23 protein-coding genes and 2 pseudogenes are annotated in these 26,717 nt (G+C 65.0%); 4 read left to right on the plus strand and 21 right to left on the minus strand.

Annotated elements, in window-relative coordinates:
- Nucleotides 1-165: 165 nt before the first annotated feature.
- The 13 genes from U0023_RS22250 to U0023_RS22310 form a co-directional block, all read right to left on the minus strand.
- Nucleotides 166-1,101: an HlyD family secretion protein gene (locus U0023_RS22250; RefSeq protein WP_009493813.1), complete on the minus strand. Its 936-nt coding sequence runs from the start codon at nt 1,099-1,101 to the stop codon at nt 166-168.
- The gene (locus tag U0023_RS22255; RefSeq protein ID WP_009493812.1) at nt 1,098-1,337 is read right to left on the minus strand and encodes a DUF3302 domain-containing protein; all 240 of its coding nucleotides are present in this window, start codon (nt 1,335-1,337) and stop codon (nt 1,098-1,100) included. The genes U0023_RS22250 and U0023_RS22255 overlap by 4 nt, the downstream gene beginning before the upstream one ends.
- Nucleotides 1,338-1,431: 94 nt before the next feature.
- Entirely contained in the window at nt 1,432-2,436 is a 1,005-nt protein-coding gene (locus U0023_RS22260; RefSeq protein ID WP_245273092.1) for a SphA family protein, read from the minus strand.
- 140 nt (nt 2,437-2,576) lie between these two features.
- Nucleotides 2,577-4,238: an arylsulfatase gene (locus U0023_RS22265; RefSeq protein ID WP_009493809.1), complete on the minus strand. Its 1,662-nt coding sequence runs from the start codon at nt 4,236-4,238 to the stop codon at nt 2,577-2,579.
- 51 nt (nt 4,239-4,289) lie between these two features.
- Entirely contained in the window at nt 4,290-5,303 is a 1,014-nt protein-coding gene (locus U0023_RS22270) for an HAD family hydrolase (RefSeq protein ID WP_009493808.1), read from the minus strand.
- A gap of 1 nt (nt 5,304) precedes the next feature.
- Nucleotides 5,305-6,576 (minus strand): BatD family protein, encoded by a 1,272-nt coding sequence (locus tag U0023_RS22275; RefSeq protein ID WP_009493807.1) that lies wholly within the window; start codon nt 6,574-6,576, stop codon nt 5,305-5,307.
- Between the two features lie 56 nt (nt 6,577-6,632).
- Nucleotides 6,633-9,173 carry a fused MFS/spermidine synthase gene (locus U0023_RS22280; protein ID WP_210161049.1) on the minus strand — a complete coding sequence of 847 codons (2,541 nt, stop codon included), beginning with the start codon at nt 9,171-9,173 and terminating at the stop codon, nt 6,633-6,635.
- A 63-nt stretch (nt 9,174-9,236) separates the two neighbouring features.
- Nucleotides 9,237-10,880, minus strand: a complete 1,644-nt coding sequence (locus tag U0023_RS22285; protein ID WP_009493805.1) for an arylsulfatase — start codon at nt 10,878-10,880, stop codon at nt 9,237-9,239.
- A gap of 110 nt (nt 10,881-10,990) precedes the next feature.
- Nucleotides 10,991-11,119, minus strand: coding sequence for a hypothetical protein (locus U0023_RS22290; protein ID WP_280943228.1), 129 nt, complete (start codon nt 11,117-11,119; stop codon nt 10,991-10,993).
- 18 nt (nt 11,120-11,137) lie between these two features.
- The gene (locus U0023_RS22295) at nt 11,138-11,926 is read right to left on the minus strand and encodes a hypothetical protein (RefSeq protein ID WP_009493802.1); all 789 of its coding nucleotides are present in this window, start codon (nt 11,924-11,926) and stop codon (nt 11,138-11,140) included.
- 22 nt (nt 11,927-11,948) lie between these two features.
- Nucleotides 11,949-12,368: a hypothetical protein gene (locus U0023_RS22300; protein ID WP_009493800.1), complete on the minus strand. Its 420-nt coding sequence runs from the start codon at nt 12,366-12,368 to the stop codon at nt 11,949-11,951.
- A gap of 119 nt (nt 12,369-12,487) precedes the next feature.
- Nucleotides 12,488-13,120 (minus strand): response regulator, encoded by a 633-nt coding sequence (locus U0023_RS22305; RefSeq protein WP_009493798.1) that lies wholly within the window; start codon nt 13,118-13,120, stop codon nt 12,488-12,490.
- Between the two features lie 126 nt (nt 13,121-13,246).
- Nucleotides 13,247-15,712, minus strand: a complete 2,466-nt coding sequence (locus tag U0023_RS22310; protein WP_085985178.1) for a PAS domain-containing sensor histidine kinase — start codon at nt 15,710-15,712, stop codon at nt 13,247-13,249.
- A gap of 169 nt (nt 15,713-15,881) precedes the next feature.
- Here U0023_RS22310 and U0023_RS22315 point away from each other — a divergent pair, with 169 nt between their 5' ends.
- The gene (locus U0023_RS22315) at nt 15,882-16,058 is read left to right on the plus strand and encodes a hypothetical protein (protein WP_009493793.1); all 177 of its coding nucleotides are present in this window, start codon (nt 15,882-15,884) and stop codon (nt 16,056-16,058) included.
- A 229-nt stretch (nt 16,059-16,287) separates the two neighbouring features.
- Here the strand turns inward: U0023_RS22315 and U0023_RS22320 are convergent, their stop codons facing one another.
- From U0023_RS22320 to U0023_RS22340, 5 genes are all read right to left on the minus strand, one after another.
- A complete protein-coding gene (locus U0023_RS22320; protein WP_009493788.1) occupies nt 16,288-16,608 on the minus strand; it encodes a DUF3302 domain-containing protein in 321 nt (106 codons plus the stop codon).
- A 145-nt stretch (nt 16,609-16,753) separates the two neighbouring features.
- Nucleotides 16,754-17,347 (minus strand): hypothetical protein, encoded by a 594-nt coding sequence (locus tag U0023_RS22325; protein ID WP_009493786.1) that lies wholly within the window; start codon nt 17,345-17,347, stop codon nt 16,754-16,756.
- Nucleotides 17,348-17,689: 342 nt separating this feature from the next.
- The gene (locus tag U0023_RS22330) at nt 17,690-18,904 is read right to left on the minus strand and encodes a sensor histidine kinase (RefSeq protein ID WP_154661267.1); all 1,215 of its coding nucleotides are present in this window, start codon (nt 18,902-18,904) and stop codon (nt 17,690-17,692) included.
- Nucleotides 18,905-19,132: 228 nt separating this feature from the next.
- Nucleotides 19,133-20,302 (minus strand): acyl-CoA desaturase, encoded by a 1,170-nt coding sequence (locus U0023_RS22335; RefSeq protein ID WP_009493783.1) that lies wholly within the window; start codon nt 20,300-20,302, stop codon nt 19,133-19,135.
- A 521-nt stretch (nt 20,303-20,823) separates the two neighbouring features.
- Nucleotides 20,824-21,174 carry a hypothetical protein gene (locus U0023_RS22340; RefSeq protein WP_040639290.1) on the minus strand — a complete coding sequence of 117 codons (351 nt, stop codon included), beginning with the start codon at nt 21,172-21,174 and terminating at the stop codon, nt 20,824-20,826.
- Between the two features lie 39 nt (nt 21,175-21,213).
- Between U0023_RS22340 and U0023_RS22345 the strand changes: the two are divergent.
- Both U0023_RS22345 and U0023_RS22350 read left to right on the plus strand, forming a co-directional pair.
- Nucleotides 21,214-21,711: pseudogene (locus tag U0023_RS22345) on the plus strand (transposase); the annotation flags it as partial.
- 61 nt (nt 21,712-21,772) lie between these two features.
- Nucleotides 21,773-21,943 (plus strand): annotated as a pseudogene (locus U0023_RS22350) (transposase); the annotation flags it as partial.
- Between the two features lie 139 nt (nt 21,944-22,082).
- Here U0023_RS22350 and U0023_RS22355 read toward each other — a convergent pair.
- Complete coding sequence (locus tag U0023_RS22355) at nt 22,083-23,267, minus strand: multidrug effflux MFS transporter (RefSeq protein ID WP_009493781.1); 1,185 nt, start codon at nt 23,265-23,267, stop codon at nt 22,083-22,085.
- Nucleotides 23,268-23,454: 187 nt separating this feature from the next.
- On the opposite strand from U0023_RS22355, the gene U0023_RS22360 reads away from it, so the two are divergent.
- Entirely contained in the window at nt 23,455-24,444 is a 990-nt protein-coding gene (locus U0023_RS22360) for an aldo/keto reductase (RefSeq protein ID WP_009493779.1), read from the plus strand.
- Nucleotides 24,445-24,704: 260 nt separating this feature from the next.
- On the opposite strand, the gene U0023_RS22365 is transcribed toward U0023_RS22360, so the two are convergent.
- Both U0023_RS22365 and U0023_RS22370 read right to left on the minus strand, forming a co-directional pair.
- Nucleotides 24,705-25,862 carry a mandelate racemase/muconate lactonizing enzyme family protein gene (locus U0023_RS22365; RefSeq protein WP_009493774.1) on the minus strand — a complete coding sequence of 386 codons (1,158 nt, stop codon included), beginning with the start codon at nt 25,860-25,862 and terminating at the stop codon, nt 24,705-24,707.
- A 102-nt stretch (nt 25,863-25,964) separates the two neighbouring features.
- The gene (locus U0023_RS22370) at nt 25,965-26,702 is read right to left on the minus strand and encodes a ribonuclease activity regulator RraA (protein ID WP_009493772.1); all 738 of its coding nucleotides are present in this window, start codon (nt 26,700-26,702) and stop codon (nt 25,965-25,967) included.
- Nucleotides 26,703-26,717 lie beyond the last annotated feature (15 nt).

Consider the following 26,717-nt stretch of genomic DNA (forward strand, 5'->3'; position numbering starts at 1 on the left):
CCCGGCCTTGGACATTAGGAACCTCGTCAGCGGCGAAGGGGCTGGCATTGGGGCATAGGATGCGGTCCCCATCAAGGCCGAGGGGGATGGTCTTTCCGGGATGGACGCCATTCCCGTCCGGTGTGTTGTGCCGACACGACAACGCTGCATTGTGGGAGCATCCCCTCAGAATGGATTGACGTAGTTCAGGATCGCGGTCTGCCGCAGCACGACCTTGCGGATGACGTGGGCCGCCTGCACGCGCTCCGTGTAGATCGCCGCCACCCCCGTGCTCCCGGCCGGCAGCCGTCCGGCAACGGCCCGATCATCGAGCGAGATCCGGACCACGAACGGTGCCGCCTGGAGTTCCGATGGCGCCACCGCAAGGCCGCCCACCTGTGCCTGCCCCGTCGCGATGGCCTGCAACACGGCTTCGACACGTCCGGGAAATACTTCCCCTGGGAAACGCTTGAACGTGACCTCCACGGGCTGGCCGACCTCGACGTAGCGTGAGTAGATCTGCGGGACCTCGACCCCGAGGATCGTTTCTGAGGTGTCGATGAACGCCATCACGGGGGACTGTGCGGTCACCCGTGTTCCCTTGCGCAGCGCCAAGTTGGTCACGTAGCCATCGGCCGGCGCCCGCACGGTCGCCTTATCCAGGCTCCACCTGGCGCCCTCGAGCTGGGCCCGCAACTGTTCCACATCCGCCTCACGTTGCTGCACGTCGAACGCGCGCCCTGCGTCGTTTCTCTGGAGCTCGGAGAACTGGCCCAGGCGCAGCTCGGCGAACCTGAGTTGGGCTTCAAGGGTCTGGACCTGTGCCTGGTACGTGGTCGGATCGATGCGGAACAGGACGTCGCCTGCCTTGATCGGCGTGTTGGCGGCAACGGGGACGTCGATGACCTCTCCCGCGACCTCGGGCACGATCTGGACGGAGTTGCGGATCACCGCTGTCGGACCGGACGGCGCGCCCCATCCCATCGGGATGAACAGGCCGACCAGAAGGAGCAGCAGCACGAGGACAGGCGACAGCTTCCAGAACAGGTTGAACGGGATGAACCGCAGCCAGACGAACAGAGCCAGCAGCGCAATGTAGGAGTTGAGCAGGACGACGATCATTTCGGCTCCTCCCGCCGTTTCGGCACATCGACATAGGCCCAGATCAGCACCAGCGGCCAGAACACGAAGCCGCAGATCAGGGTGGCCCAGCTCCCGACCGTGACTGCCTCCGGCCAGGGATGACCGCGCTTGCGCGCGATGTGCCCGGGCATCATCCCGAGCGCCACGAACACCGCGATGAGCGTCGCGACGAGGACGATGAGGACGATCCAGGCGAAGATGTCGAGGCCTGACATTGATCTCTCCGTAAGTGCCGCCTTCGGTTCAAGGCACCGCCTCAGGACCACCAGGCGCGAGACCAGGTTCGGCGATGAAGGACATCGTGCGAACTCAGTATTTCGCCATGATGGCCGCGGGTGGCGTTGGATGCGCATGTCCGCCGAGCGGGAACGCCACGGTGAACAGGCCGATGGTGCCCTGCGGACGGTTCTCGACGTCGACCTCGCGCAGTACCTTGATGCGGGTCGTCACGGGCGTGCCGGCGACGGTGAACGTGTAGCCTGCCGTGGCGCCGACCGCCGCCACCCGTCCCTTGAACGGCCCGATCCGGTTGCCCCGGCCGCCGTCCTCGGATACCTGGTCGTAATAACCGGCCTGAAGACCGACGGAGAACTCCTTGGTGATGTTCTTGGTGATGGCCAGATCGGCGTGGAAGGCGTTGCCGCTGGCATAATCGGTCGCGGGGTTCTCGCCGTTGATCTCGAAGCCGACCGTACCCGAGATGTCGAGGCCGAGCTCCGGATCGAGCCAGGTGAGTGCGGCGGAGACGTCGCCGATCCAGCGGTTGAAAGCCAGGTTCGACAGCTCCCCCTCCTGGTAACCGCCGGCCGGAACGTTGACCGAGCCGCTGATCGACCAGTGGAAGTTGCCCGCATGCCAGCCGACCAGGGCTGTCGTGATGGGATCGCCGAGGACGAACGAGGCATCCCGCTGGCTGAAGGCGAAGGGGCGCCCGAGCGGCGGCGCCTCAATCAGGATGCCGGAGCTGACCCGCGGCACGCCGAACGGCACGCTGACGCCGAAGCCCACCTGCCCGCCGAGGATTTGCAGGGGCGTGATCCAGGTTGCCGTCAGGAAGTCGGCCCGGGCCTCGACCTCCACATCCGCCAAGACGGCCCCACCGATCTGGATGCGGCGCCCGCCCTTCAACTCACCGGAATACATGTAGAAGTCGTTCTCGAGGTAGACGCCGGGCGGCGGGACGAGGGCAGCGCCTGGGCCGTGGAAGCCCGGGAGGTACAGGCTGGCCCCACCTTCCGTGGCGTCTGCGGTGCCCGCCAGGAGGCTGCTGAATGATCCGAGCGCGAGGATCATTGCAGAAAGGCGCTGCCCCACGCGGCATCTTCCCGGGACCCGGCCGAGTTCGCGCGCCCTCCTCCGCCTGCGGTTCGATACCTGAGTACTCATGACAACCCTCTTTCCTGATTGGGCCGGCAGAAGGTTACAGTCGAGCCGTCTGCCGGCCTATGCGCGCGTCATTGCGCAGGCGCGTCGAAGCTCCGCTGCATCTTCTCCACGAGTTGATCGATGCTGAAACTCGCTGCGCGTTGGCTAGGCGGGTATTCCTTGAAGGTGGCCAGGAACTGACCCACGACGGTTGGCGCGGCCAGGAACACGCCCGCGGCGTCCGACATGAACCAGTCGTAATACGTGTTCGAGGTGATGTCCGCCCGCTCGTAAGGATCCGAGCGCAGGTTGAAGACCTTCGGCACCCGTAGACGCGTGAACGGCTCGGCCCAGATCCGCATCGTCCCCTGGGCGCGCTGCTCGTCGAAGACGATCTTCCAGTTCTCGTAGCGCAGGGCGACGAGATCGCCGTCGTCGTCGAAATAGACGAATTCCTTGCGCGCGCTCCTGTCCTGCTGGCCTGTCAGGTACGGAAGCTGGTTGTAGCCGTCGAGATGGACCTTGAAGGTCTTCGTTCCGGCCTGGTGACCTCTCAGCAGCTTGTCCTTGATGTCGGGATCGCCCGCAGCCGCCATCAGGGTGGGCACCCAGTCGAGACCGCTGATCAATTCGGTCGACACGGAGCCCGGTCTGATCCGTCCCGGCCAGCGGATCATGCAAGGCACGCGGAAGGCGCCTTCCCAGTTGGTGTTCTTCTCGCTGCGGAACGGCGTCGTGCCCGCATCCGGCCAGGAATTCTGGTGCGGTCCGTTGTCGGTGGTGTAGAGCACGATGGTGTTGCCGGCGATGCCGAGATCGTCCACGGCCTTGAGAAGCTGACCGATATGCGCATCGTGCTCGATCATGCCGTCGGCATATTCGGTCCGGGACGTCAGCCCAGGCTTGTCGCGATGCTCCGGCCGCACATGGGTACGGAAGTGCATGCGGGTCGAGTTGAACCAGCAGAAGAACGGCTTGTTCGCGCGTGCCTGACGCTGCATGAAGTCGATGGCCGCCGCCGAGGTCTCGTCGTCGATGGTCTCCATGCGCTTCTTCGTCAGCGGCCCGGTATCCTCGATCCTGCCGTCGACGGAGGTCTTCAGCACGCCCCGCGGCCCGAACCGCTTCCGGAACTCGGGGTCCTGTGGGTAGAAGTGGTTCTCCGGATCCTCTTCGGCATTGAGGTGATAGAGGTTGCCGAAGAACTCGTCGAAGCCATGCGCGGTCGGCAGGTATTCGTCGCGGTCGCCGAGGTGGTTCTTGCCGAACTGGCCGGTCGCGTAGCCGAGTGGCTTGAGCAGTTCGGCGAGCGTCGCATCCCTCGCTTGCAACCCGACTGTCGCCCCTGGCATGCCGACCTTCGACAGGCCGGTGCGCAGGGTGCACTGGCCCGTGATGAAGGTCGAGCGCCCCGCCGTGCAGCTCTGCTCGGCATAGTAGTCGGTGAACATCATGCCTTCCCGGGCGATGCGGTCGATGTTGGGCGTGAGGTAGCCCATCACCCCGAAGGAATAGGCGCTGATGTTGGTCTGCCCGATATCGTCACCGAAGATGACGAGGATGTTGGGTCGTTGTCCGGAAGCGGGCGACACGCTTGGCGCGGTCTGGGGCTGCTGGGCTTGTGCCGATGCTCCGGTACCCGCCATCGATGTCAGGGCCATTGCGGTCCCCGACAGGAGGATGTCACGTCGGTTGACGCTCCGCTCCTCCCCCGTGTCTTGTTGCTCCCTGCTCAGGTTCTTCTCGCTCATGTCCAACTCCTCTGGATCGGTCCAAAAGGCGTGCCGAAAGCGCTTCCGAGGCTATGGCTTGTAGATCGTCCTCCAATCGCTCCTCATGTCGACCACGAGCCACCCTCGCGTCGGTGCCTCGTCCAGGGCCTTGTCGAGCCGGCCGACGTGCGACTGGCGATCGTAGGCGTATTCGCGCTCCGCATCGGTGTGATGGACGATCAGGGCGAAGCGCGGACCCGTGTTCAGCGTGGTCCATTGCAGCATCTGGAGGTCGCCGTCCGAGTTTCCGGCCGCGAAGACGGGGCGGCGGCCGATGAAGCGGTTGATCCCCAGCGGCTTGCCGGGCCCATCGTCGACGAACTCCACCGTCGGCAGCTTCTCGATCACGGGCCTATCCCCCTCGAGGCGGTATGCGGTCTTGCCGCTCGACCCCACGACCTGCTCGGGCGGGATGCCGTAGGCCTTTTCCGTCCAGGGCCGCATGAACTCGACACCGCCGCCCGAGACAATGAAGGTCTTGAAGCCGTTCGCTCGCAGGTACGCGAGCAGTTCGACCATCGGCTGGTAGGTCAGCGACGTGTAGGGTCTGTCGAAGCGCGGGTGTCGCGCCTTGGCAAGCCAGTCCGTGACCGTCGCCTCGAACTCCGCCGTCGTAATCCCGCTGTGGGTGGCGATCATGAGGTCCGCGATGCCCTGCTCTCCAAGCGCGGCCAATGCAGCCTTGTCGCCGTTAAGGAGCGCCTTGAAGGGCTGTCTGTTCGCCAGCTCCGGGTTGGTCCGGGCAAGTTCCTTGGCGCGCTCCTCCACGAAGGCGGCCTGCACGTACATGGGCTGCTCGGTCCAGAGCGTGCCGTCATTGTCGAAGGTGGCGATGCGCTCCTCGACCGGCACGAAGTCGGGGCCACCCTGACGCGTCACCCGCTGCACGAAGTCGATGATCCTGCTCTTGGCCGCGCCGTCGTTCCAGGACGGCAGGGGATCGGTCTGGGCCCGCGTGTCCGGCGCCGTGAGCGTGAGCATGGCAACCACCGCGAGCGCGAGAAATGCACGGCGTGTGGGCAAGAAGGTGCTGGGGATGGGCATCTCATGACCTCCCGACGGGATTGAGCGGTGGCAATGCGCATGGTCGCCGGACACGGGCGTGGGCATTCGGGACGGACCAGGCCGCCTCGGCGAGTCGCCATCCCCGTTCCGGGGTCCACGGCTCTCCGCCAGGGCCGAACAGGGAGCGTTCGAGTTGCGCCGCGGCGGTGCCCAATGCCTCATTCCGCGAGACCCACTCGATCTGGGATGGCGACAGCCTCGTCTTCCATTCCGCGAACGCGCGATAGGTCGCGGCGGCGTCCCCGCCCCTAGCGACCCGACGCAGAGTCCGCCGCGCGGATTTCTCCGACGCGGCCCGCCGCTGCCGCCACGCGAGCCAAGCTTGCCGCGCTCCCGGCGCACCGTACCAGGCGGCGATGACGACGGTTGCCAGGATGGCGGCAAGGCCTGCGGATGCCAGCAGCCAAGTGCGGGACCTGATCCGAAAGCCAGCGCGGGATGCAGCCGGCGTGGCCGGGGTCGTGACGGTAACGCTTCTGCCTTCGAGGTTCGCGGCCTGTGCCGACTTCGTCCGGAGATCCCACCACGGCAATACGAGAGCCGGGAGCACGAACGTGCCCGCCCGCTCGAACACATACGTCACCTTGTCGGTGCGGTGTCCGGTCACCGAGCCTCGATCCACGCGATCCTCGCTCACGGGCGGATCAGGGTAGATTCGGATGCCATCGGGTACAGCAAACGAGAGCTCCGGCATGCCGAGCGCAGGCACGTCCGCGGCTTCCCGCGTGATCGCCCGGACAAGGGCGCCGCCGGTCTCGAAGCGGGTTGCCTCGTCCGGGGACCACGTCTGGCGCGCCGACACCCGGCTCGAGGCGATCACGGGGCCCGAGGCATCGATGCCGGGCGGGACGGTGACGTCCAGACCCACCGGGCTGCCCGCGGTCGTTCCGGCGACATCCCCGCCAGGGTCGAGCAGGGTGACTTGCGGGGCCGGAACCGTGAGCCTGCCGCCGCGGCGCGGGAAGACGGCGAAGGTGAAGCGCTGGCCGACGTAGGACTGCTGGCCGATGGTCTCGCGGATGGTCAGGCCCTGGCTCTCGAACCGCATCACCTGGGTGCCCGGTGCGTCCGCGACGCTGACCCGCGGCGGCCGCGGCATGACGTCGGGGAACAGGACGTCGACGTAGAGGCTGATGGGTTGGCCGACGACGGCGCTGCCGGCAGGATCGAGCGCTGTCCTCACGGCGACGCCTGACGGCTGGGACAAGGCCGGCGATGCGGCGACGATCAGGCCGAGGGCCAGGGCCGGCATCGACCCTGATCCTCCGCCTAGGCCCCGTGCTCGTGGCAGCGTCCGGCAAGCCCGCATCATGGCTCGCCCCGCACGAACCAGCGGTAGTAGGGGTTGTCCGGATCGGCTGCCAGCACGCTGCGCATGTCGCGGGCCCATCCGATCCGGTCGCCCGCGAGGGCGCTCGTGCCCGCGCGGTAGAAGGTGAGCAGTTCCTCCCGGCGGGAGGCGACCGCCGCGAGCGCCGCCTCGTCGGCCCCGCCGACGGGAACGTCGTCGCGCAGGTTCAGCAGCTCGGGCAGGACCAGCCCGAAATCGCCGCGGCGGACCCAGGTGGCATACTCGATGCCCGGGCGGTCGTCGGTGACCGCGGGCGCGTTCCTGGCAAAGCGGACAAGGCCGTCCCGCCCCATGACATAGGTCGCCAGCAGGACTTCCGGCGAACGCACGCCCACTTCGGCCAGGGCGGGGGCGACGTCAGGCAGGGCCATGCGTTGCCGGATACGTCCGAGATCGAGCGTCATCGGATCCATCGAACCGACCAGCAGCATCTCGTGCAGCTCCGTGGTCCACAGCATGGCATGCGGGAACACGTCCACGAAGCTTCGGACGAGCGAGCGCGTGTCGTCCTCGTTCTGCGTCGGCAACGGCAGCCATTGCGCGACGATGCCTTGCGGACGCAGGCGCGATGCGGCGAGACGGTAGAAATCGCTCGAGTAGAGGTTGACCACGCCCGCAGCGGATGGCGGCGGTGGCTCGAGCGTGATGAGGTCGTAGGTCTCATCGGAGCGCTGCAACTCGCGCCGGCCGTCCCTCAGGCGGATGTCCAGCCGCGGATCGGATGACGCACCGAAGGTACCCTTGAATAGGGGAGCAGCCTTCAGGACTGCCGGCAGCAACTCCGCCACTACGCGGCGCTCGAGGCCGGGATGGCGCAGCATCGCTCCCGCCGTGATCCCGGTGCCGTAGCCGATCACGAGCGCCGACCGCGGTTCGCCGTTGTGGACGATGAGCGGCAGCAGGGCTTGGAGCCGCATGTAGCGCAGCGACGGCATCGCGTCGCCGGAGTTCGAGACACCCTGGATGTAGAGGCGCCGGAAGCGGTTCGCGCCGGTCCCACGCTCGACGACGGCAACGGTCCCGCCCCGTCCTTCCTCGTAGAAGGCGAGCGAGCCTCCGCGCAGTCCCGGGAAGACCCTCGCCAGCCCGTCAGCCGGGGCCAGGACCACAACGGCCACGGAAACGAGGGCGACGCCGACGATCGCTCCCTTAAGCCGTCGGCTGGTGCCGCCCGCCGCGATCGTGGCAAGGCCTATGGCAGCGGCGCCGGCCGCGAGCAGGCCAAGCGTGCGCACCACGCCGAGGGCGGGCACCAGAACGAACCCCGTCAGGGCCGTGCCCGCGATGCCACCAATGGTATTGACGGCGAGCGCCGCCCCCATCCCCCTCCCGGTGGGTCGATCCTCCATGACGAGGCGCAGGGCGGCCGGGAAGGCGGCACCCAGCAGGATTGTCGCCGGAAGGACAACGGCGATGGCCGCTACCGCAAAGCGGGCGGACATGCCCGCGAGGTCGTTGTTTGTCACCGACAGCACGGCAGCCTCGGCGGCGGTCTGGGCCACGACGAGCCACGGCCCTGGCGTCACGATGCCGAGCAGGGCCGCCGCGCCCGCCGCCGCGATCAGGAGGCCGAACATTCCCCAGGGGTCTCCGGCCCGCGCGGCGAACCTGGCGAACAGGCCCGCCCCAAGCGCGATCCCGAGTAGGTAGGTGGCGAGCACGACGGAAAACGCAAAGGCTCGCGTGCTCGTGAACGGAACGATGGCCTGCGACCACGCGATCTCGTATCCGAGGGCAACCGCGCCCGCGATGCCGTAGAGCGCAAGGGCGGTGGCAGCGCCACGTCGGGCATCGGGTGGCGGGGCCACATCCCTTGCCGGGACTGTCCGAGGGCTCGTCCGATCGACCCACAACGCGACGGCTCCCACGGCAACGCCGACAGCCGCCGCCGCGAGGGCGGAACCGCGAACGCCGAGCATCGGAATGAGGAGAAAGGGAGGAAGGAGTGCCCCGATGACGGCCCCGCAGGTATTGGCGGCATACAGCCGTCCCCCGGCATCGGCACCGCCATGGACAATGGATCGGATCAGGACGGGCAACGTCCCACCCATGAGGACGGCAGGCACCGCGACTGCGGCGATCGGCAGCGCCCACGCCAAGGGGAGGCTGACGTCCTCCAGACGCGCGAAGGTCGACGCGGCGTTGGACAGAAGCAGGGTCGTGGCGGTGCCGAAGAGCGATACGCCGAATTCCAGCAACCCGTAGAGACGCAAGGGACGGTGCGTCCGGTCGGCGATCCTGCCCCAGACGAGACTGCCGAGCCCGAGGCCCGCGAAGAAGGCGCCGACCCCGATGGCAATGGCATGCACCTCCACGCCGATCACCAGCGTGAGCTGCTTGATCCAGACGATCTGGAAGATGAGGGCGACTGCGCCCGAGAACACGAGCAGGAGCGCGGGCACCAAGTGGCTCCCGCGCTCCTGCGATCCTCCGATCGGACGGGGGCGTTGACGCCCGCTGGCGCGGTGCGGGACAGGCTTGGCGCGTGCCTGGGTCACTGTTCGGTCTTCCCTCTCGTGTCGCGGCATGGGCCGGCTGCCGCGGGGCAGCCGGCGGTACGATCATTCGAGGCCGCGCTTCTTGAACGACTCGTCGATCTTCCGGTCCACGCCCCGGCGGATCTGGTCGATGCTGAAGCTCGCGATGCGCTGGCTGGGCGGATATTCCACGAAGGTCTCGAGGAACTCGGCCGCCTTGATCTGCGCCTGGGCGAGAAGGTAGGCGTTCTCGACCCGCCACTGATCGTACATGCTGCCCGAGATCTCGGCGTGCTCGTACGGGTCCATGCGCAGGTTGAAGAGCTTGGGCACACGCAATGGCGTGAAGGGGTGAGCCCAGACATCGAATTGACCGGGCTGCTCCTGCTTCTCGAAGACGTGCTTCCAGTCGCCGATGCGCATCGCGACGAGATCACCGTCGTCGTTGAAGTAGAAGTACTCGTTCCGCGCGCTCCTGTCGGTCCTGCCCGTCAGGTAGTCGAGCTGGTTGTAACCGTCGAGGTGATTGCGGAACGTCGTCGGGTTGCCCGCAGGCTGCCAGCCCTTGAGCAGCCTCTCCTTCACGTCCGGGTCGCCGGCCGCCGCCAGCAGCGTCGGGAACCAGTCGAGACCGGAGACGATCCCGTTCGCGACCTCGCCCGCCTTGATCCTGCCGGGCCAGCGGACCATGGCGGGTACGCGGAACGCGCCTTCCCAGTTCGTGTCCTTCTCCGAGCGGAACGGCGTCGTGGCCGCATCGGGCCAGGTGAACGCGTTGGGGCCGTTATCCGTCGTGAAGACCACGATGGTGTTATTGGTGACACCCATGTCGTCGAGCGCCTTGAGCAGCTTGCCGACGTTCTGGTCCATCTCCCACATGCCATCGCCATATTCATTGCCGGGCATGCCGCTCTTGCCGCGGAACTCCGGCCGCACATGGGTGAAGATGTGCATGCGGGTGAAGTTCATCCATGTGTAGAACGGCTTGTTGGCCCTCGTCTGGCGCTGCATGAAGTCGATCGCCGCGCCGGTCGTCTCGTCGTCGATCGTCTCCATCCGCTTCCTCGTGAGCGGGCCGGTGTCCTCGATCTTGCCGTCCACCGACGTCTTGAGGACGCCACGGGGAGCGTAGGCCTTGAGGAAGGCGGGATCATCCTTCGGCCAGTATGGACGCTCGGGCTCCTCTTCGGCATTGAGGTGATAGAGGTTGCCGAAGAACTCGTCGAAGCCGTGCGCGGTCGGCAGGTACTCGTCGCGGTCGCCGAGGTGATTCTTGCCGAACTGGCCCGTGGCATAGCCGAGCGGCTTGAGGGCCTCGGCCATCGTGATGTCGGTCTTCTGCATCCCGACGGGAGCGCCCGGAATCCCGACCTTGCAGAGCCCGCTCCGCAGGCAGGCCTGCCCCGTGATGAAAGTCGACCGCCCCGCCGTGCAACTGTTCTCGGCGTAGTAGTCGGTGAAGATCATGCCCTCGTTGGCAATGCGGTCGATGTTCGGTGTCCTGTAGCCCATCAGGCCGCGCGTATAGGCGCTGATGTTGGATTGGCCGACATCGTCGCCGAAGATGACGAGGATGTTGGGCCGCGCTTGCGTACCGCCCGTCGGGGCGGGCGCCGACGTCTGCGGCGACGGCGTAGGAGTTTGGGCCGCCGCGGGCAAGGCGCCCCCGACGGCAAGTCCCACGACGGCGGCCGCGGCCGTGGTCATGAACCTGGTCAATATGGACATTCACTGGTCTCCTGGACTTGAACGTTGGGTCTTGTCTCGGTTGCACGTGAACGGGCCGCCTCAACGGCCTTGCTTGTCCTCCTCTTCTTCCCTCGTCCCCCGTGATGCGGTCACGGCGCGGGATGCGTGACCTTGGGCGGATCGCTGGCCGGAAACGTGTCGTCGAGCTGCTCGTCCAGCACACGATCGGCCTCGGCCTTGTCTTCATCCTGTCCAAGCTTCGATGAGTGCTTCGGCAATTGCTCCCCCTGGTGCTGTCAGTTGAGCGCGAACTGGAGGTTGCCCCCGCCGAAGAGCTGCCACCGCGGCACGCCATCGCCGTGGCGCCAGACGGTGTATTGCGGCTCAAGGAAGGCGTTGACCGTGGTCTTGCCGAGCTGCCAGACCTTGCCGGCGCCGAAGCCGACCGGGATGTAGTGGACGTGGTTCTCGAACGAGAAGCTCCAGGTCGCCGTCGAGCGCAGGTAGAAGCCCTCGGGCAGGTTGTAGAGCAGGAGCGGTTGGAACGTGAGGAGCTTGACGTCCTCGCGGTCGTCGTCGCCCGCGAACGACTGCTGGTAGGTGGCGAGGCCGCCGATCAGTCCCCAGTGCTGCGGCGCGATCGCGATGCCGGCGGCACCGGCCTGCCACTTGCCGGCGCCGAGCGCATCGGAGCTGGCCGTCGGCGCGACCAGCATCGGCCCGATGCCGAACTCGATGCCCTTGCCGGGGATCACGAACAGGTCCATCAGCGTCAGGTCGCCGAGCCCGGTGTCGCTGCCTGTCGGGAATGTCGGTGCGTTGGCGATCGGCAGGGTGAACCGGAAGAGTTGCGGCGCGCCGAACAGCTTGTGCGGGATCAGGCCGCGCAGCAGGAACTGGTTGGCATCGCGCCCGGGCAGTCCCTTGAACGAGGGGATGAAGTAGTCCTGGAGATTGATGGTGGTCTTCGGCGTGAGCGGGTTGTTGGCCTCGTTCTGGCCATTGCCCTCCTGCGCGCCTGCCGATGCCGTGCACAGGCAGGACACGAGTGCTAGGGCTGGTGCCGCGGTCATCGGGTGCCGCATGATGGCCGATTTCCTCACCCTGTCAGTTGCAGCGGGTGAAGGTCGCGGTCAGGTCCGGGAAGTCCGGATCGAACTTGACGATCGTGTTCGGGCCGGGAGTGCGGAACGTGACCGGGAGCGCGCCGACCATCATCCGGCTCGAGCAGTCGAGGACGGCCTTCAATCCATCCGCCGTCTGCTTCTCGGAGGCCAGCGTGCACGTCGCCCGCGCCCCCTGGATGCGGCTGCCGTTGATGATGAAGCTGGTGTCGGCATTCCTCTTGCCGGGTCGGAATGCGAAACGACCGCTCCTCTTCGTGAACACGTCGGAGCACTGCGCCGAGTTGATGACCCATGCGCCCTGGAGCTCGGACAGCGAGGCGGCTCCGGCCGGGCTACCCGTGCCGCCGAGCAGCACTGCCGCCAGCAGGAGGGAGCCCATCGTCCTGGTGGATGCCGTCATCGGACCGTCTCCCATCGCTGTTGGCACTTCCTGAGCTTCTTTTCTCAGGTGCGCTTCCGCAATTGGGGAAAACCCTGAATTCCCTGGGAAGAAACCCTAGGATCGCCTCGGAATGCTGATTACGGCTCGACGAGCTTGTTGCGGACCGCGTAGCGCACCAGGGTGGCCGTCGAGTTGACGTTGACCTTGCGCATGGCCGAGGCGCGGTGGCTCTCCACGGTCTTCAGGTTGACGCCGAGAATCTGGGCAACCTCCTTGTTGCTGTGGCCCTCGGCGATGAGCTGGACCACGCCCCGCTCCCGTGTCGTCAGGGTGCCGTCACTCGCATGGCCATGGGCGAGATAGGCATTCAGGAGGGTCTCGGAGATCTTTCCCGTGAAGAACGGCTTGTGGTGCGACAGCGATTCCACGGCCGCGATGAGGAACCTGCGCGCATCCGACTTGAGCAGGTAGCCGCGCGCGCCCGCCTCGAGCAGTTCGCGCACGAGGGGCTCGCTCTCGTGCATGGTGAAGATCAGCACCTCGGTCTGCGGCTGGAAGGCACGGATCTCTCGGGTGGCGTCGACGCCATTGAGCAGGGGAAGCTGGTAGTCGAGGATGGCCACGTCCGGCTGGGTCTGCCCGGCGAGGTCGACGGCCTGGCGTCCGTTCTCGGCCTCGGCGACGACCTCCCAGCCCGGCTGGCTGCCCAGGATGGCCTGGAGCCCGGAACGGACCACGTCGTGGTCATCGGCGATCAGGATGCGCACCATGGCCCCGTTGCCTCCCTGAAGCCTGTCTCAATAGCGCGAAACGGCCGCCTTGGCACTTGGGGTAAACCCTGAAACGCGACCGGAAAACACGGGAGGGCCCGTAGGTCCCGAATGTCGGGCCAGTGCTCAGGTTCCGCCCCACATGCCCGTGCCCCGGCCGTTATGCGGGATGAAGGCCCGCACGACCGTACCGTGCCGACCGCTCCGGATGCGCAGGCTGCCGCCGAACTGGTGCAGCCGGATGCGCATGCCGGGAATGCCGACGCCGAGGGTCTGATGGCCGGAGGGCGATGGCCGCCGCATGCCGCGTCCGTCGTCGCCGATGCTCAGGATCACGCCCCGGAATGTCCTGCGCAGGGCGATGACGACCCGGCTGGCTCCGGCGTGACGGTGCGCGTTGGTCAGGGCCTCCTGCGCGATGCGCAGCAGCGTCCGCTGAAGATCGAGCGGAAGTCCGTCGGTCCGCTCGGCGACCCGCACCGCGACGGGGAGCGATGTCCGGTCGGAGAAGCCGGCCGCGAACGAGCGCACGGCGCCTGCGAGACCCTCGGCCTCGAGCTCGCGCGGGTGCAGCAGGTAGGTGAAAACCCGAAGCTCCTTTAGGGCTGTCTCCAGGGAACGGTCGATCTCGTCGATGATCCGCTTGCCGGCCGAGCGCTCGACGAAGCGGTCGACGTGCATGAGGTGAAGGCCCGCCGCCACGAGGTGCTGCGCCGTGGAATCGTGCAGCTCCGCCGCGATGCGCTGGCGCTCCTCCTCCTGGAGGGTGATCAGCCGCTCCGACATCTCACCCATCGCCACCCGCGCATCGATCACGTCGGTGATGTCCTCGTGCGCCACGATGATGCGGACCTTGCCGCCCGCGAGGAAGCGGTTTGCCCGGAGCTGGAACCAGCGATGGCGATCCGGGGCATCGCACCGGTAGACGGTGCGGAACTGCGTCTCGGTGCCGGCGACGAGGGCTTCCATGCCCCGGACGATCGGCTCCTCGGCGGCACAGGCGGCGAGGTAACTCGACCCGATCCCGTGCGCCGGATCGGCGAACCCGTTGTCCCGGGCGAACCGCCGCCAGGCCGCGTTGACCGCGATGATCGTGCCGCGCTCGTCGAGGAAGGCGACGTGCGCGGCCAGCGCGTCGAGTGAGGATTGCAGGAGCTCGCGCTCCTCGCGGATCGCCAAGTGTGCGGCGTGGCGCTCCGTCACGTCGCCGAAGAAGACACTGGCGCCCTCCGCCGACGGATAGACGCGGTAGTCGACGAAGCGGCCGGGATGGTAGGTCGACCGCAGTTCGGCCCGGAACTCCCGCCGGTGCACGATGGCCTGCTCCAGGGCCCCGTCGAAGTCCGGATGGTGCCCGACGAGGTCGAAGTAGGAGCGGCCGATCACCTCCATCCGCGGCAGGTCGAACCAGCGCATCGCCGCCGCATTGATTTCCCCGATCCGGTATGTCCGGTCGAGGGTGAAGTAGCAGTCGCTCACGCTCCCGAGGATCGCGTTCAGGCGGGCATTGGCGGCAACGAGCTCGCCGCGGCTGGTCTCCGCATCGAGCCTGAGGGCGTCGACCGGACCGCCGCGCCGCATCAGCACGGCGGCCGATGCGACCCCGACGAGGAGCAGCACGGCCCCGGCCAGCGCGATCCGGAAAAGGGCTGTCCGCATCGGACCGCCCACGAGGGCGACCGGGGCGAGCGAGACCGCGGCGTAACCGGAGGCATCGGCCCGGCTGAACGCGGCAAGCACGGGCCCATCCGGGCCGTCAGCGACGAGATGCCCATTGCGATCCGGCCCCGACAGCCGGGCCATGACGTCCCGCGGCACGGTTCGAAGGGCGGGCTGGGGGGACGGGAGGAGCCCCTCCAGCGGCTGGAGCCTGCGGTCGAGGATCACTGTCGTCCAACCATCCGGCAGGTCGGGATCCCGCGCGGCTCTGACGAGATGCTCCTCGGGCACAACCACTGTGAGGGCCCGCTCGGCGTGGCCCGCCTGGGTGTCGAGCCGCAGGCTCACGGCTACGACATTCCGGCCGTCGAACGCGCTTCGGAGCCGTTCCGACAGGATCGCGTCCGCAGGCGGGAACTTCGCCAGGCGTTCCGCCGGGTCCGGCGCAGCCGGCAGCGGGGGCAGCGCCCCGCCGAACGGAACGCCGGTGTTGAGGAGCTGTCCCCCGGAGGTCCAGAGGATGAAGCGGGAGCCGTCCGGGCGCGGCGTCGCCATGAGCTGGCGCTGGAAGGCCGCGAGATCGTCCGCCTCGAGCAGGGGTGACCGCGACAGGCCCCGCAGGGTGTTGCCGAGGGCCTGCGTCTCGCGCTCGATAAGCGCGACGGCCATGGCCGAGGCCGTCAGTCCCCGGTGGAGCAGGTCGTGCCGCTCGTGCAGGGCCTGCCAGGACAGGGCGGCGGCGGCAACCAGGAACGACAGCACCGCCGTGCCCGCGACCGCGCCGACCACCCAGCGTGCAAGGCCCCGTGGACGGGGCTCGGCCTGGGCATGCCGTCCGATGGGGTTCACGCCATGCATGACACGCCTCCCGGCCGAAGCGGCGATGGGACGCTCCGCCCCATCCGGCGCCGCATTCGGCTGGGAGGTTAACATGGGTTAAACCTTGAATGAACTCCCAAGGTTACGCAGCGGAAGCGTCTGGCGTGGATGATACCGGCCGAACGCCTCCGGAATTGCCCGGCTTCGGCTCGGGGTTTCATCGGATGGCCGAGGGGCGGCCCGCGTGGGAAGGTGCAGTCGTGTCGTTCTCCGCGAGGTTTCGATGAAAGTGCTTGTTCTCCTTGTCGCGACGCTGGCTGCCGCCGGCTGCATGTCGGGTGCCGATCCGATTGTCCGCGAGCCGAATTACGTGGCGTCACAGGTCTATGACGCCCCCGTCCAGGGCAACGATACCTTACCCGGCGCTGCACTCCCGCCGCGGGTCGGAGAGCCGCAGTAAGTCAGGCTGTCGCCCGTCCCATCGGCAGACGGCTCATGGCCTACAGGAACACGTAGTTCTGCCAACTCCGCATCCGCAACATTGTAATTCATCCCCAGCAGGATGAGCCCGACGAGGATGACGCCGCCGATGAAGGCAGTGGGCACCGTCCACTTGTTGGCCGGGACCCTGAAGATGCGGAAGGCCGCGTAGCAGATTGCGGCATAGGTCAGGACGAGCAGGGTCTCCATCAGGCAGAGCCCTTGTCGCGGGTCAACGCCTCGATACGGTCGATGCGCTGCCTGATGTCATCGATCTCCTGCCGAGCGACCGATCCGCCGAAGCCCCAGCCGCGCTCGGGCCTGTAGGCCATCGCCCAGATCCACAGGAACGGCCAGAGCGCGTGCAGGGTCAACAGGCTGACCCAACCGGCCGCGTTGATCGCGTCCTGGTGCGGGTGATCGCGCCGTTTCGCGATCTGGTACGGGATGTCGTGGATCGCGATGATCGCGTAGAACAGGGTGAGGACGACGAAGACCAGGATGCCGAGCGCCACGTAGTCCAGGACCATTCTCCGCTTTCCCGTTGGGCTTGCCCGTCGCCATCCGGCAGCATCCTCGCCCGTCCGTGGAGGTGCTGCCAATCAGGTGAAACCCGCAGATCCCCGGCGGAAAGTGCCGTCGCGTTCGGGAAAGGCCGATCCGTGCAAGGTGCGGCTACGGACCGACGACGCCGCCGCGCCCCCGGCCGCCCGACACGCGGCACGAGCAACCCGTGCCGAGCGGTGCCCGGCTCGTGAGGGCGCAGGTCCGGACGGGCGTGGCGCAGTATCCGCCCGACCCCGTGGGAACCGGGGTCGCATAGGCCGGGTACGTCGATGCCGCGGCCGCCCCGATGGCAACGCCGGTCGCAAGTCCGGCAGCGCCCCAGCCCCAGCCGCCGTAGTAGCCGTACGGGTAGTACCCTGGCCCCCAATAGGCAGGTCCCACCCAGCCGCGGCGGTAAGGGTACGGACGGTACGGAGAGGGCCGCCAGCTGGGCCCCCAGCGGCGGTCGGGACCGACCTGCCAGCGGGTGCGGCCGGGGACGAAGCCAGGACGGTAGCCGGGACCGAAGCGGCCGGGCGCGACGCCGCCGGGACGGAACCCCGGGCGGATGGCTGGCCGGAAGCCGCCGCCGCCGAACCCTCCGGCCCGAATGCCCCCACCATGGAAGCCGCCACCGCCGAACCGTCGCTGGGCAAAGGCCTCATTGGCCACGAAGGCCAACATCGGCACGATCGAGGCACAGAGTAGGATGAGATGGCGCATGAGATGTTCCCGGCATCGGCTTTGACCTTTGGGGACAACGTCCGTCCAAGGGAACGCGTTGCTCAGGTGAAACCCTAGGAAGGCGGAAACAACTACCGAGACGATAGCGGCATACCCGCCACATTCCCGTGAAGGCGTTCCGAGTTCAAGAGCGGACTGGTCCCTCTGAATGCAGACAAGAGCTCCGTCTCGATCTCGAATGGCTGGTTTGGGTCACGGACTGCCCTTCAGCTTGGTCGTGTGAAGGTCAGCTTACTCTATGCCGACGGAACTTCGGCCTTCGTCAACCTCGTGCCCTGAGGCGACGTCTCCGACGATCAGAATCCCAGCGGCCGATGCTCGTCATTCGATCATTGGGAAGATCAGCGTCACCTCCGTTCCGGACGCCGAGCTGTCGATGTTGATGCGCCCGCTGAGCTGGCCTGCGAGCGAGCGGACGAGCCGTAATCCTAAGCTGCCTGGCCGCAGTTCGCCCATGCCCGGCCCGTTGTCCTGCACGCTCAGCAGCGCCTCGGACGTTCCCAAGTCCGAGCGGAACCGAACCTTGATGAAGGCGTCAGGCTGCTCCTTCACGGCATACTTGATGCAGTTCGTCACCAGCTCGTTCAGGATCAGCCCGAGCGGCACTGCCCGGTCTGGCCGGAGCTGGACGGGTTCGAGATCGCGCTCGATCCGCAGCTCATCGGTCATGCCGCGCTCGATGCCGAGGCAGAGCGCATCGAGATAGGTGGCGGCATCGAGCACGCTTTGACCGCTCTCCACCGTGAGCAGGTCATGGGCGAGGCCGATGGCGGTCACCCGCTCCATCACCTCTTCGAGCTCCGTGCGGGCCTGACCACTGGCCGCCCGGCGGCTGCGGCTGCCCAGGATCGAGAGGATCATCTGGAAGTAGTTGCGGACCCGGTGGTTCTGCTCCTGCATGTAGGTCTCGGCCTGGGCCAGCCGGCGGCCCATCTCCTCGGCCTTGCGCTCGCGCTCGGACTGGCCCTGCCGATGCCGGACCGCCAGGGCCAGGACGAGCGAGAACGCCACCAGGAAGCGCTGGTCGTCCTCGTCGAAAGCATCGGGCGTGGTGGAATCGACCTCCAGGACGCCCCAGACCACGCCGTCGACAGCAATCGGAGCATTGAGGAGCGAGACGATGCCGTGGTCCTTCAGGAGCGAGGAGTAGCGGAGGTCTGGATCGTCGTTGATCGATCCGCTGCTGATGGCCTCGCGGGTCTGGTAGGCACGGCCGGGAGGTGAGAGCATGTCGGCACCAAGCCGCGCGTGCCCGACCGCGCCGGGTTTCCAGCCCTTGCCGGCGATCATCAGCAGGTCGCCCTTGTCACTGCGATACTGCATGACCTTGGCGTGATCGACGCCGGTGGCCCGGGCGGCATGCTGGCAGGCGATGTCGAGCAGGCGCTGAAGATCGGTGCTCTCGGCCGAGACGCGGGCGAACTCGACCAGGATGGTCTCGTGCTGGCGCACCCGCCCCAGTGTGCGGTTAAGATCGGCCTTTGAGGGCTGGCTGGTCGGCATATCCGCAGGAGCAAGTGGACCAAACTCTGCCAACCAACCATCTTTGCCGTTGTTCCAAACCGTCGCCCTGACAGGCTGCTGAAGGTCGGCTGAGGATCAAAGAGTAACGAACAGCAATTAAATGAAGGTCCGGCTATCCTGTGACTGCGGAAGTTCGGCTTTCGTCTGTCTCGTGCCAGGAGGAGACATTTCCCGATTGCGGGTGCCAAGGCTCTGAATGAGAGAAGGAAGCATGAGGTCTCCCTCCTCTCGTTTGGTCCATCACCCGATTGTGGTGACCAGCCGGGTGCCCACCGATTCCAGGATCAGGCGGTGGGCCCGTTCGACGATCTCGTCCAGGGACCGGGTTTTCACGAACATGGTCGATGCGCGATCCCAGATCTCATCCCGCGTGGGAACATGTGGCAGATGCACGTGGGCCAGCACTTCGTGCGCTCTGTGCTGGGCGGCGGCCAGCCTCACCCGCAGGTCAGCAAGACCAGGGGTCGTTTCTAGGGCATGGCTCAATTTGGCCGAGATGCTCTCCACGTTGAACGTGGCCACGACATCCTTCGCGGCGCGGTCGATCACCCGTGAGCCGAGCCTCTGCTCGTTCCTGAGCACCGCCTCGGGTGGGCTCTTGAGATCCCACACGATGCCGAGACAGGACAGCGCCTTGATGATGTAGAAGGTCGGATCGATCTCCCACCAGCGGAAGCCCTGGCGCACGCTGGCCTGATAGGCATGATGGTTGTTGTGCCAGCCCTCGCCCATTGTGAAGAAGGCGAGCAGCCAGTTGTTGCGGGAGTCGTCGCCGGTCACGTAGCGCTTGGACCCGTGCACATGAGCGAGAGAGTTGATGCAGAAGGTGGCGTGATAGACCACCACCGTGCTCCAGAAGAAGCCCACAATAAGACCCGACCAGCCGGCGATTAGGTAGGTGATCCCGGCGAGGACGACAGCGGGCACGAGCTCGTACTTATGCAGCCACATCAGCTCCGGGTACTTGGTGAAGTCGCCGACTTTCACCAGATCAGCCTTCTCGTGCTTAGGGATAAAGATCCAGCGCACATGGGCAGAGAGAAAGCCCGCGTGTCGCGGCGAATGCACGTCGTGTTCGGTATCCGAGAACAGATGATGATGCCGGTGCTTGGCAGCCCACCACAGCACGCTCTTCTGAGCGGTGCTCTGAGCAAGGCACGCCAGAATAAACTGGAACACGCGGCCGGTGGCAAAGGAACGGTGTGAGAAGTAGCGGTGATACCCGGCGGTGATCCCGAACATCCGCAGCCAATAGAGGCTGACCGCAATGGTGACCGCCTCCCAAGTCACACCGGTCCAGATGGCGGCAAAGCACGCCAGATGAACGAGGATGAAGGGAATCGTTTGGGGATAGACAATGTCGTCGTGGTCGTCGTGCTGCGGGTGCTTGGGGGCAGGCGTGGAATGCATTCTATTTCCATTGGATACGAGGTAGCGCTCGGCTTGGCAGGAGGGGAGCAAGCCCGCGCCAGAAACCGTTTAGCTGTAAACTACCAAGTGGAAAAGTGGGGCTTCGTGCGACCTAATAGGCGCGGTCCAAGAGACCAGAAGGGACCCGCCTGGGAAAGCGGCCAGCCGGCACCCTACTCGGGTGACAAAGTCTGTAGCGGGTCAGGCAGCGACGATCCACTACCACGCGGGAACGCCCGCATTCCCGCCCTAAGCCGACATTCAATGAAGAAATGATGGCTCGGGCTCATCAGCCCGCTTATGAAAAGGGACTCGACTTGGAGAAGATCATAGCTAACGAGCGGCTCGCGCAGGATACCGCGGAACTAGGGCATTGGCGGACTGCCGTCCAAAGGAAGCTTGAAACAGAGAAACACGACGGCCTTGAAGGTCGAGGACACCACGCCCAAGGTGGTCGAACCGGATTAATGCACCGAAAGAGAAGATGCCCTTACTCCGCTATCTGCGTCCCATGAACTTGGTTACTGCGGATGGATCGGGAGCCACGGCCTCCAAAATGCTCGGGCATTTTGGTAGTAGCCATACGAGTCCAGCTCTTTCTGGTCGATTGGATATCCAGCGCCGGTTGCGAGTTGAGCCAGCATGATCACGGCACGCCCTGAGATTGCTATGAGGTGATCTAATTCCGGGACTGACTTGTCCGGATGAGGCTCCGCCCGATGTGCAACGAACTTATCACGGTATTGCTTGAGCAGGTCACGCCGCCAGTCTGAGAGCGTTGCCCTCCAAATCGTTTGAGCATTCTGCAAACCCTGCGCATTTCCGCTTCTTGCTACTTCTTCAAAAACAGCGGCGTCTTTCAGAAGCGACATCGCGAGATGCGCGTGCCGATCGTTTAGAAACTTGACTACGCCAATTGTCAGAGCTTGGTCTCGCTCACGCTCGCCAAAGATGAGATGCCAGTCCCACTGGTCTTGCGACTGTTTCTGCCGGAGACGTGGATTAAGGATCCGGAGCGCCTGCAGCGGGCCGGGGTGCCCGAGGCGTTCTGGGGGGAGCGCTCCGAGCCCGAGACCGCATTGGCGGAGCTCCAGCGGGTCATGCAAGCGGGTGTGAGCTTCGGGGCGGTGCTGGCCGATGCCGGCTACGGCATCAGCGCGCCCTTCCGGCAGGCGCTCTCGGCTCTGGGATTGCGCTGGGCGGTGGGAACCGTGCGCATTCAGAAGGTCTATCCCGCTGATGTGCAGATGATCGCCTCGGCGACCACGCGCGGACGCCCGCGCAAGACGCTGCTCCCGGATGCCGAAGCGGCTTCGGCCGAGGCCATGCTGGCCTCAGCGCCATGGCGGCGGGTCACGTGGCGGCGCGGCACCAAGGGGCCGCTGCAGGCGAAGTTCGCCGCTGATCGTGAAGCGGCCGCGACGCTGGGTGCGGGTGTCAGCCGATCAGCCTGCGCCCGAGATGCCAGCCGGTTTTTCCATTCTGCCTCAACGTTGGATCGTCGAGCGCACCTTCGCGTGGCTGATCCGCAACCGGCGTTTAGCGAAGGACTGGGAGCGCCTCTCGGCTACCACCGAGACGTGGATCTACCTCGCGATGAGCCGCCTCATGACCAAGAGATTAGCCCATGCAGTCACTTAAATTTCCGGACATCCTCTAGTTTACTTCCGTGTCGTGCCAAAAGGCGACGTTTCCCCTGTCAACCGTTGAATGTTGATTTAACGCCTAAAGGTAATCATGCGCGGAAGGCCCTCTGGTGCGCGGCTACGGAACTCTGCCCCTACAGCACCCGGTAGACGGCAAGCGCAAGAGTGGAACAGGCCGTCATTGATGCAACAGTGGAAAGTGGCGTGCCATTGTGGAAAAGCGACACAGCGACACCCATAGCGGCCCCGAATCCGAGAGAACTCGCTGACAGCATGGAGGATGCCAGCCCTGCAATGTCGCCCATCGGATCCAGGGCCAGTTGAACAGCATTACCCCCCACGAGGCCGAATGAGAGGCACACCAGAACAACCAAAGGCAGCAGGACCGAAAGGGGCAAGGCATCGATCGAGGTGAGCACGAGCAGAACGCCGCCGCATGTCGCCCCCATGACCAAGCCTGTGATGAGAGGATATCGTGGTTCAACGCCTCGCGCGTTCAGTCGCCCATTGATGAAGCTTCCGGCCACGATGCCTGATGCGGTCAGAGCAAAAGTTGCCCCATAGAACGTCGGCGAGAGCCCGTACACTTCCATCATGACGAGTGGCGACCCCGTCACGTAAGAGAACAGGCCGCCAAACATGAGCGTCTGCACCAGAAGAAATTTGACGCTCTGCCGCGTGGTAAACACGCGTAGATAATTGACGGCGAGTTGCCGAACGGACAGTCGGTTCTGGGCATCGGGCTGATGTGACTCCGCGTAGCACAGCATCATCAGGGCAAAGGTGAGAGCTCCGGTCGCAGCCAGAAAGAAGTAGATGCTGCGCCAGTTATGGAACAGCAGCAGGAGACCCGAGCCGATGGTCGGGGCCGAGAGAGGCGCCAGCAATTGCATCACCTGAACGTAGGACTGCTTGGAGCGCCCTGCGGAACCAGAGAACAGGTCCCGAATGATCGCGGCCGACAGGGCGCGGCTTGCCCCAGCGCCGCAGCCTTGCACGAAGCGCCAAACGACCAGGGTCTCGAAGCTTGGAGACAACGCACAGCCGAGCCCAGCCAGGGTGTAGATCGCCGTTGAAACCAGAATGACGGGTTTGCGCCCAAACCGATCACTCACCGGTCCGTACACCAAGGGCGAACCCGCGAAGCCCACCATGAAGGCGCTCAGGGTCAGCCCGACCGTGCTCGGCGAGACGGAGAAGACCGACGCGATGTGCGGCACACCAGAGAGCGCCATGTCCGTGCCAAGGGCGGCAAGTCCGCCGAAGAGCGCGACCAGGGCCAGGAACCCCAATGAATTGGGATCGAATTTTCGGATCATGTCGCGTCTGGGGGGTGGAAATCGCTGCCGGATGATCAACATAACTTAGCCGATCAGAACGAATTGACCATACCTACCCTTGTCAGGGTGCTCGCTAGAGCCGAACGACGCGAAGGACTTCCCATCCAATCGCCCTGGTACACCTGCCTGTCCCTTTCCGACGATTGTGGAGATAAGGAACCCAACCATGACACAGCCAAAACAGATGGAGGCCCGGCAGCTTGGAAGGACAGGCCCTCTTGTGTCGGCCCTTGGTCTCGGGTGCATGTCTCTTTCTGGCGTCTATGGGCAGAGCAATGACGAGGAGGCTGTATCGCTCATCCGCTATGCCCTCGACCAAGGCGTGACACTGCTCGACACGGCCGACATGTACGGCTGGGGCCAAAACGAGGAGTTGGTCGGACGGGCGATCGCCGCGCGTCGCAGCGAGGTGGTTCTTGCTACCAAGTTCGGGCAGGTGCGATCCGAGAAGGGTCAGGGCGTGAACGGCCGGCCCGAATACGTGCGCCAAGCCTGTGAGGCCAGCCTGAGGCGGCTCAATATCGATGTCATCGACCTTTACTACCAGCATCGTGTCGACCCTCACGTGCAGATCGAAGAGACGGTCGGGGCCATGGCTGACCTCGTGCGGCAGGGCAAAGTCCGCTATCTTGGACTATCGGAAGCTCGGCCGGAAACCATCCGCCGGGCCCACAGCGTTCATCCGATCAGTACCGTCCAGACGGAGTTTTCCCTGCTCTACCGTCAGGAGGCGGAAGAGACCTTGCAGACCACTCGAGAACTGGGCATCGGCTTTGTGGCTTACTCGCCACTCGGTCGCGGATTTCTCGCAGGCGGAATCCATGATCCGGACCAAGTCAAAGGGGATCGCCGGGCCCAGCATCCCCGCTTTCAGGCGGAGCATTTCGCGCGCAATCGCTCCTTGGTCGACCGCGTGGAGGCCCTTGCGCGGGAGAAAGGATGCACGCCGGCGCAACTCGTGTTGGCATGGCTTCTGGCCCAAGGACCGGATGTGGTGCCGATCCCCGGCACGAAGCGACACGAGCGGCTGGACGAAAACTTGGGCGCCCTGCAAGTGCGTCTATCGGCAGAGGATGTGCTGCACATCTCTGAAGCAATCCCCCTGGGTGCGGCCGCGGGTGATCGCTACCCTGATATGGCCGGAGTGTACCGCTAGAAGTAGCCAGGAGTACACAACCTGCTCAGAGACGGGCAGCTTGCGCCCTTGCTTTTCGCTCTCGCTTCAGTATCGGAAATCATAGCGGCTACAATGATGCTGGCCTGAGATTTATGAGCTGCCGATCGCGGAGACTACTTCGGGATGGGAGCGCGATGACAAACTTTAGTGCTGCATCCAGAAAGGCTCTCTACGTCACTCGGAACGTCTCATAGCCGACCTCCGGGGCATTAGAGTGACGGGCCATCATGCATGAAGCCCTATTCAAATACGCCATAGCCAGCGACGGCATGCTTGCGGACGCCATTGAGGTTCAATTCGACGCCAATTCCCGGTGCATCAGGAAGGGCAATATGCCCGTCATTGACAATCGACCTTCCGCCGTTCGGGACATGGACGTAGCTGTCCCACAGCTCGCGCTCCTCAAGGGCGTGCCACTCAAGAACGAGGAAGTTCGGGACCGAACCGCAGACATGGCAGGTAGCCATTGTACCAAGCGGGGTGGACACCAGATGGGGAGCGAAAGGAATGTAGTAAATCTCTGCGAGATGCGCAATTTTCCGGCTTTCTGATAGTCCCCCGCACTTCGGAACGTCCGGCATCACCACGTCGGCGCTCTGGCCCTGGAGAAGTTCACGAAACCCCCAACGTAGATAAAGATTCTCACCAACGCAGATCGGCGTCTTGCTGCGCATACGTATCTGCTTCAGCGCTTCGACATTCTCCGCCGGGATCGGCTCTTCCAGCCAGAGCAAGCTGAAGCGCTCCATCTCGCTGGCAATGCGGCATGCACTCGGCACGTCGTACCGCGCGTGAAGGTCGATGCATAAATCGATGTCGGGCCCGATTGCATCGCGAACTGCGGCCACTCGCTCTACCATGGAGCGCAGTTCTGCGCCGTTGATCGTGTGATTGGCTGGGTCGAACTTGGCTTGATGCTTAAGATCGTCGATGTCGAACTTGAGGGCCGTGAAACCCCCCGAAACCATGCGCCTCGCCCTGACAGCGCAACCCTCGGGGGACCCTGAAGGGTCGTCTCCATCGCCGCAATCAGCGTAGAGGCGGATACGGTCGCGGAACTTGCCGCCGAACATGCGGTACAACGGCTGATCCGCTGCCTTGGCTGCGAGATCCCAAAGTGCCATTTCGATGCCGCTTAGCGCAATTAGAAAGATGCCTGACTGTGCGCCGGAAAAAACGTGTTTCCGTCGGATCTTCTCCCAGCAAGATTCGACGTTACGAGGATCCTCGCCAACGAGTTCCAGTTTCAACTCGGAGATCAGACCCACGATCGCCGCAGCACCGGCGTCGGGGTTGGCCTCGCCATATCCCGAAATGCCAATGTCAGTATCGATCCTGATGAGCGTCGCCTGACCGTGGTATGCAACGACTGCCGTCTTGACGTCGGTGATCTTCATCGGTTCCCTCGGCACGCTGGAGAGTGGCCCTGCCGAACTTCTGCCTCGGCCGATCCGGTTTGACGACCCTATTCGAGTGGCCGCCGACGAGGTCCGCGTGAACTAATTCGAGTGAGAAGCTCGCCAAGCCCGATACTCCTCATCCGCATCCGGGTGCAATGGGTAGTACCGCTGCAATGGCGCCCCTTCCAACAGTTTCATCCGTGAAAACTTTTCCCAATCATGATGCTTCTGTGCTTCTTCTATTACCGCTTGCGCCATGGTCACGGGCACGACTACGGCTCCGTCGTCATCAGCCACGATGATATCGCCGGGCATCACTGTTACGCCGCCACATGCAATGGGAACATTCACAGCGTTGGGAAAGATACTTGTCTGCACATGATAATTGGGCGTCCAGCCCCGCAACCAGAGAGGAAGGTCAAGTTGCTTGACATTGGGCCGATCGCGCATGCACCCATCAATGACAATTCCTGCCCCGCCTCTCCCCTTGAAATAGGTACTCATCATATCACCGAAGACCCCTGAACTCATGTCTCCGCGCGCGTCCACTACGACGACATCGCCTTCCTGGACATGGTACAGTACGTGCCGGTGCAGCTGCGTCTCAGGATCGGCATACTCGCCTTCAGAGAAAAGATCAGGTCGCTGGGGCAGGAACTGAAGAGTCAAAGCCGGGCCGACGATCGACTTGCCAGGGTTTTGAGCAACCGGGCCTACGATGTGGGGATTGCGAAACCCCATGTGTCCAAGCGTACCGGCGACGGTCGCAGCACCGATTTCCTTGAGTCCCTCGATCAGTTCTTTGGCGGGCCGTACGATATCGGATGTTTGTGTCATTGTTCTCTCGGTCGA

It is taken from the genome of Microvirga lotononidis, from assembly GCF_034627025.1.
Classification (GTDB): domain Bacteria; phylum Pseudomonadota; class Alphaproteobacteria; order Rhizobiales; family Beijerinckiaceae; genus Microvirga; species Microvirga lotononidis.

Excerpts from the sequence above, each read along its gene's own strand:
- U0023_RS22250 (WP_009493813.1), bottom strand. The coding sequence starts at position 1,101 with ATGATCGTCGTCCTGCTCAACTCCTACATTGCGCTGCTGGCTCTGTTC.
- U0023_RS22255 (WP_009493812.1), bottom strand. The coding sequence starts at position 1,337 with ATGTCAGGCCTCGACATCTTCGCCTGGATCGTCCTCATCGTCCTCGTC.
- U0023_RS22265 (WP_009493809.1), bottom strand. The coding sequence starts at position 4,238 with ATGAGCGAGAAGAACCTGAGCAGGGAGCAACAAGACACGGGGGAGGAG.
- U0023_RS22270 (WP_009493808.1), bottom strand. The coding sequence starts at position 5,303 with ATGCCCATCCCCAGCACCTTCTTGCCCACACGCCGTGCATTTCTCGCG.
- U0023_RS22275 (WP_009493807.1), bottom strand. The coding sequence starts at position 6,576 with ATGCCGGCCCTGGCCCTCGGCCTGATCGTCGCCGCATCGCCGGCCTTG.
- U0023_RS22285 (WP_009493805.1), bottom strand. The coding sequence starts at position 10,880 with ATGTCCATATTGACCAGGTTCATGACCACGGCCGCGGCCGCCGTCGTG.
- U0023_RS22295 (WP_009493802.1), bottom strand. The coding sequence starts at position 11,926 with ATGCGGCACCCGATGACCGCGGCACCAGCCCTAGCACTCGTGTCCTGC.
- U0023_RS22300 (WP_009493800.1), bottom strand. The coding sequence starts at position 12,368 with ATGACGGCATCCACCAGGACGATGGGCTCCCTCCTGCTGGCGGCAGTG.
- U0023_RS22305 (WP_009493798.1), bottom strand. The coding sequence starts at position 13,120 with ATGGTGCGCATCCTGATCGCCGATGACCACGACGTGGTCCGTTCCGGG.
- U0023_RS22310 (WP_085985178.1), bottom strand. The coding sequence starts at position 15,712 with ATGTTAACCTCCCAGCCGAATGCGGCGCCGGATGGGGCGGAGCGTCCC.
- U0023_RS22315 (WP_009493793.1), top strand. The coding sequence starts at position 15,882 with ATGAAAGTGCTTGTTCTCCTTGTCGCGACGCTGGCTGCCGCCGGCTGC.
- U0023_RS22320 (WP_009493788.1), bottom strand. The coding sequence starts at position 16,608 with ATGGTCCTGGACTACGTGGCGCTCGGCATCCTGGTCTTCGTCGTCCTC.
- U0023_RS22325 (WP_009493786.1), bottom strand. The coding sequence starts at position 17,347 with ATGCGCCATCTCATCCTACTCTGTGCCTCGATCGTGCCGATGTTGGCC.
- U0023_RS22335 (WP_009493783.1), bottom strand. The coding sequence starts at position 20,302 with ATGCATTCCACGCCTGCCCCCAAGCACCCGCAGCACGACGACCACGAC.
- U0023_RS22340 (WP_040639290.1), bottom strand. The coding sequence starts at position 21,174 with ATGTCGCTTCTGAAAGACGCCGCTGTTTTTGAAGAAGTAGCAAGAAGC.
- U0023_RS22355 (WP_009493781.1), bottom strand. The coding sequence starts at position 23,267 with ATGATCCGAAAATTCGATCCCAATTCATTGGGGTTCCTGGCCCTGGTC.
- U0023_RS22360 (WP_009493779.1), top strand. The coding sequence starts at position 23,455 with ATGACACAGCCAAAACAGATGGAGGCCCGGCAGCTTGGAAGGACAGGC.
- U0023_RS22365 (WP_009493774.1), bottom strand. The coding sequence starts at position 25,862 with ATGAAGATCACCGACGTCAAGACGGCAGTCGTTGCATACCACGGTCAG.
- U0023_RS22370 (WP_009493772.1), bottom strand. The coding sequence starts at position 26,702 with ATGACACAAACATCCGATATCGTACGGCCCGCCAAAGAACTGATCGAG.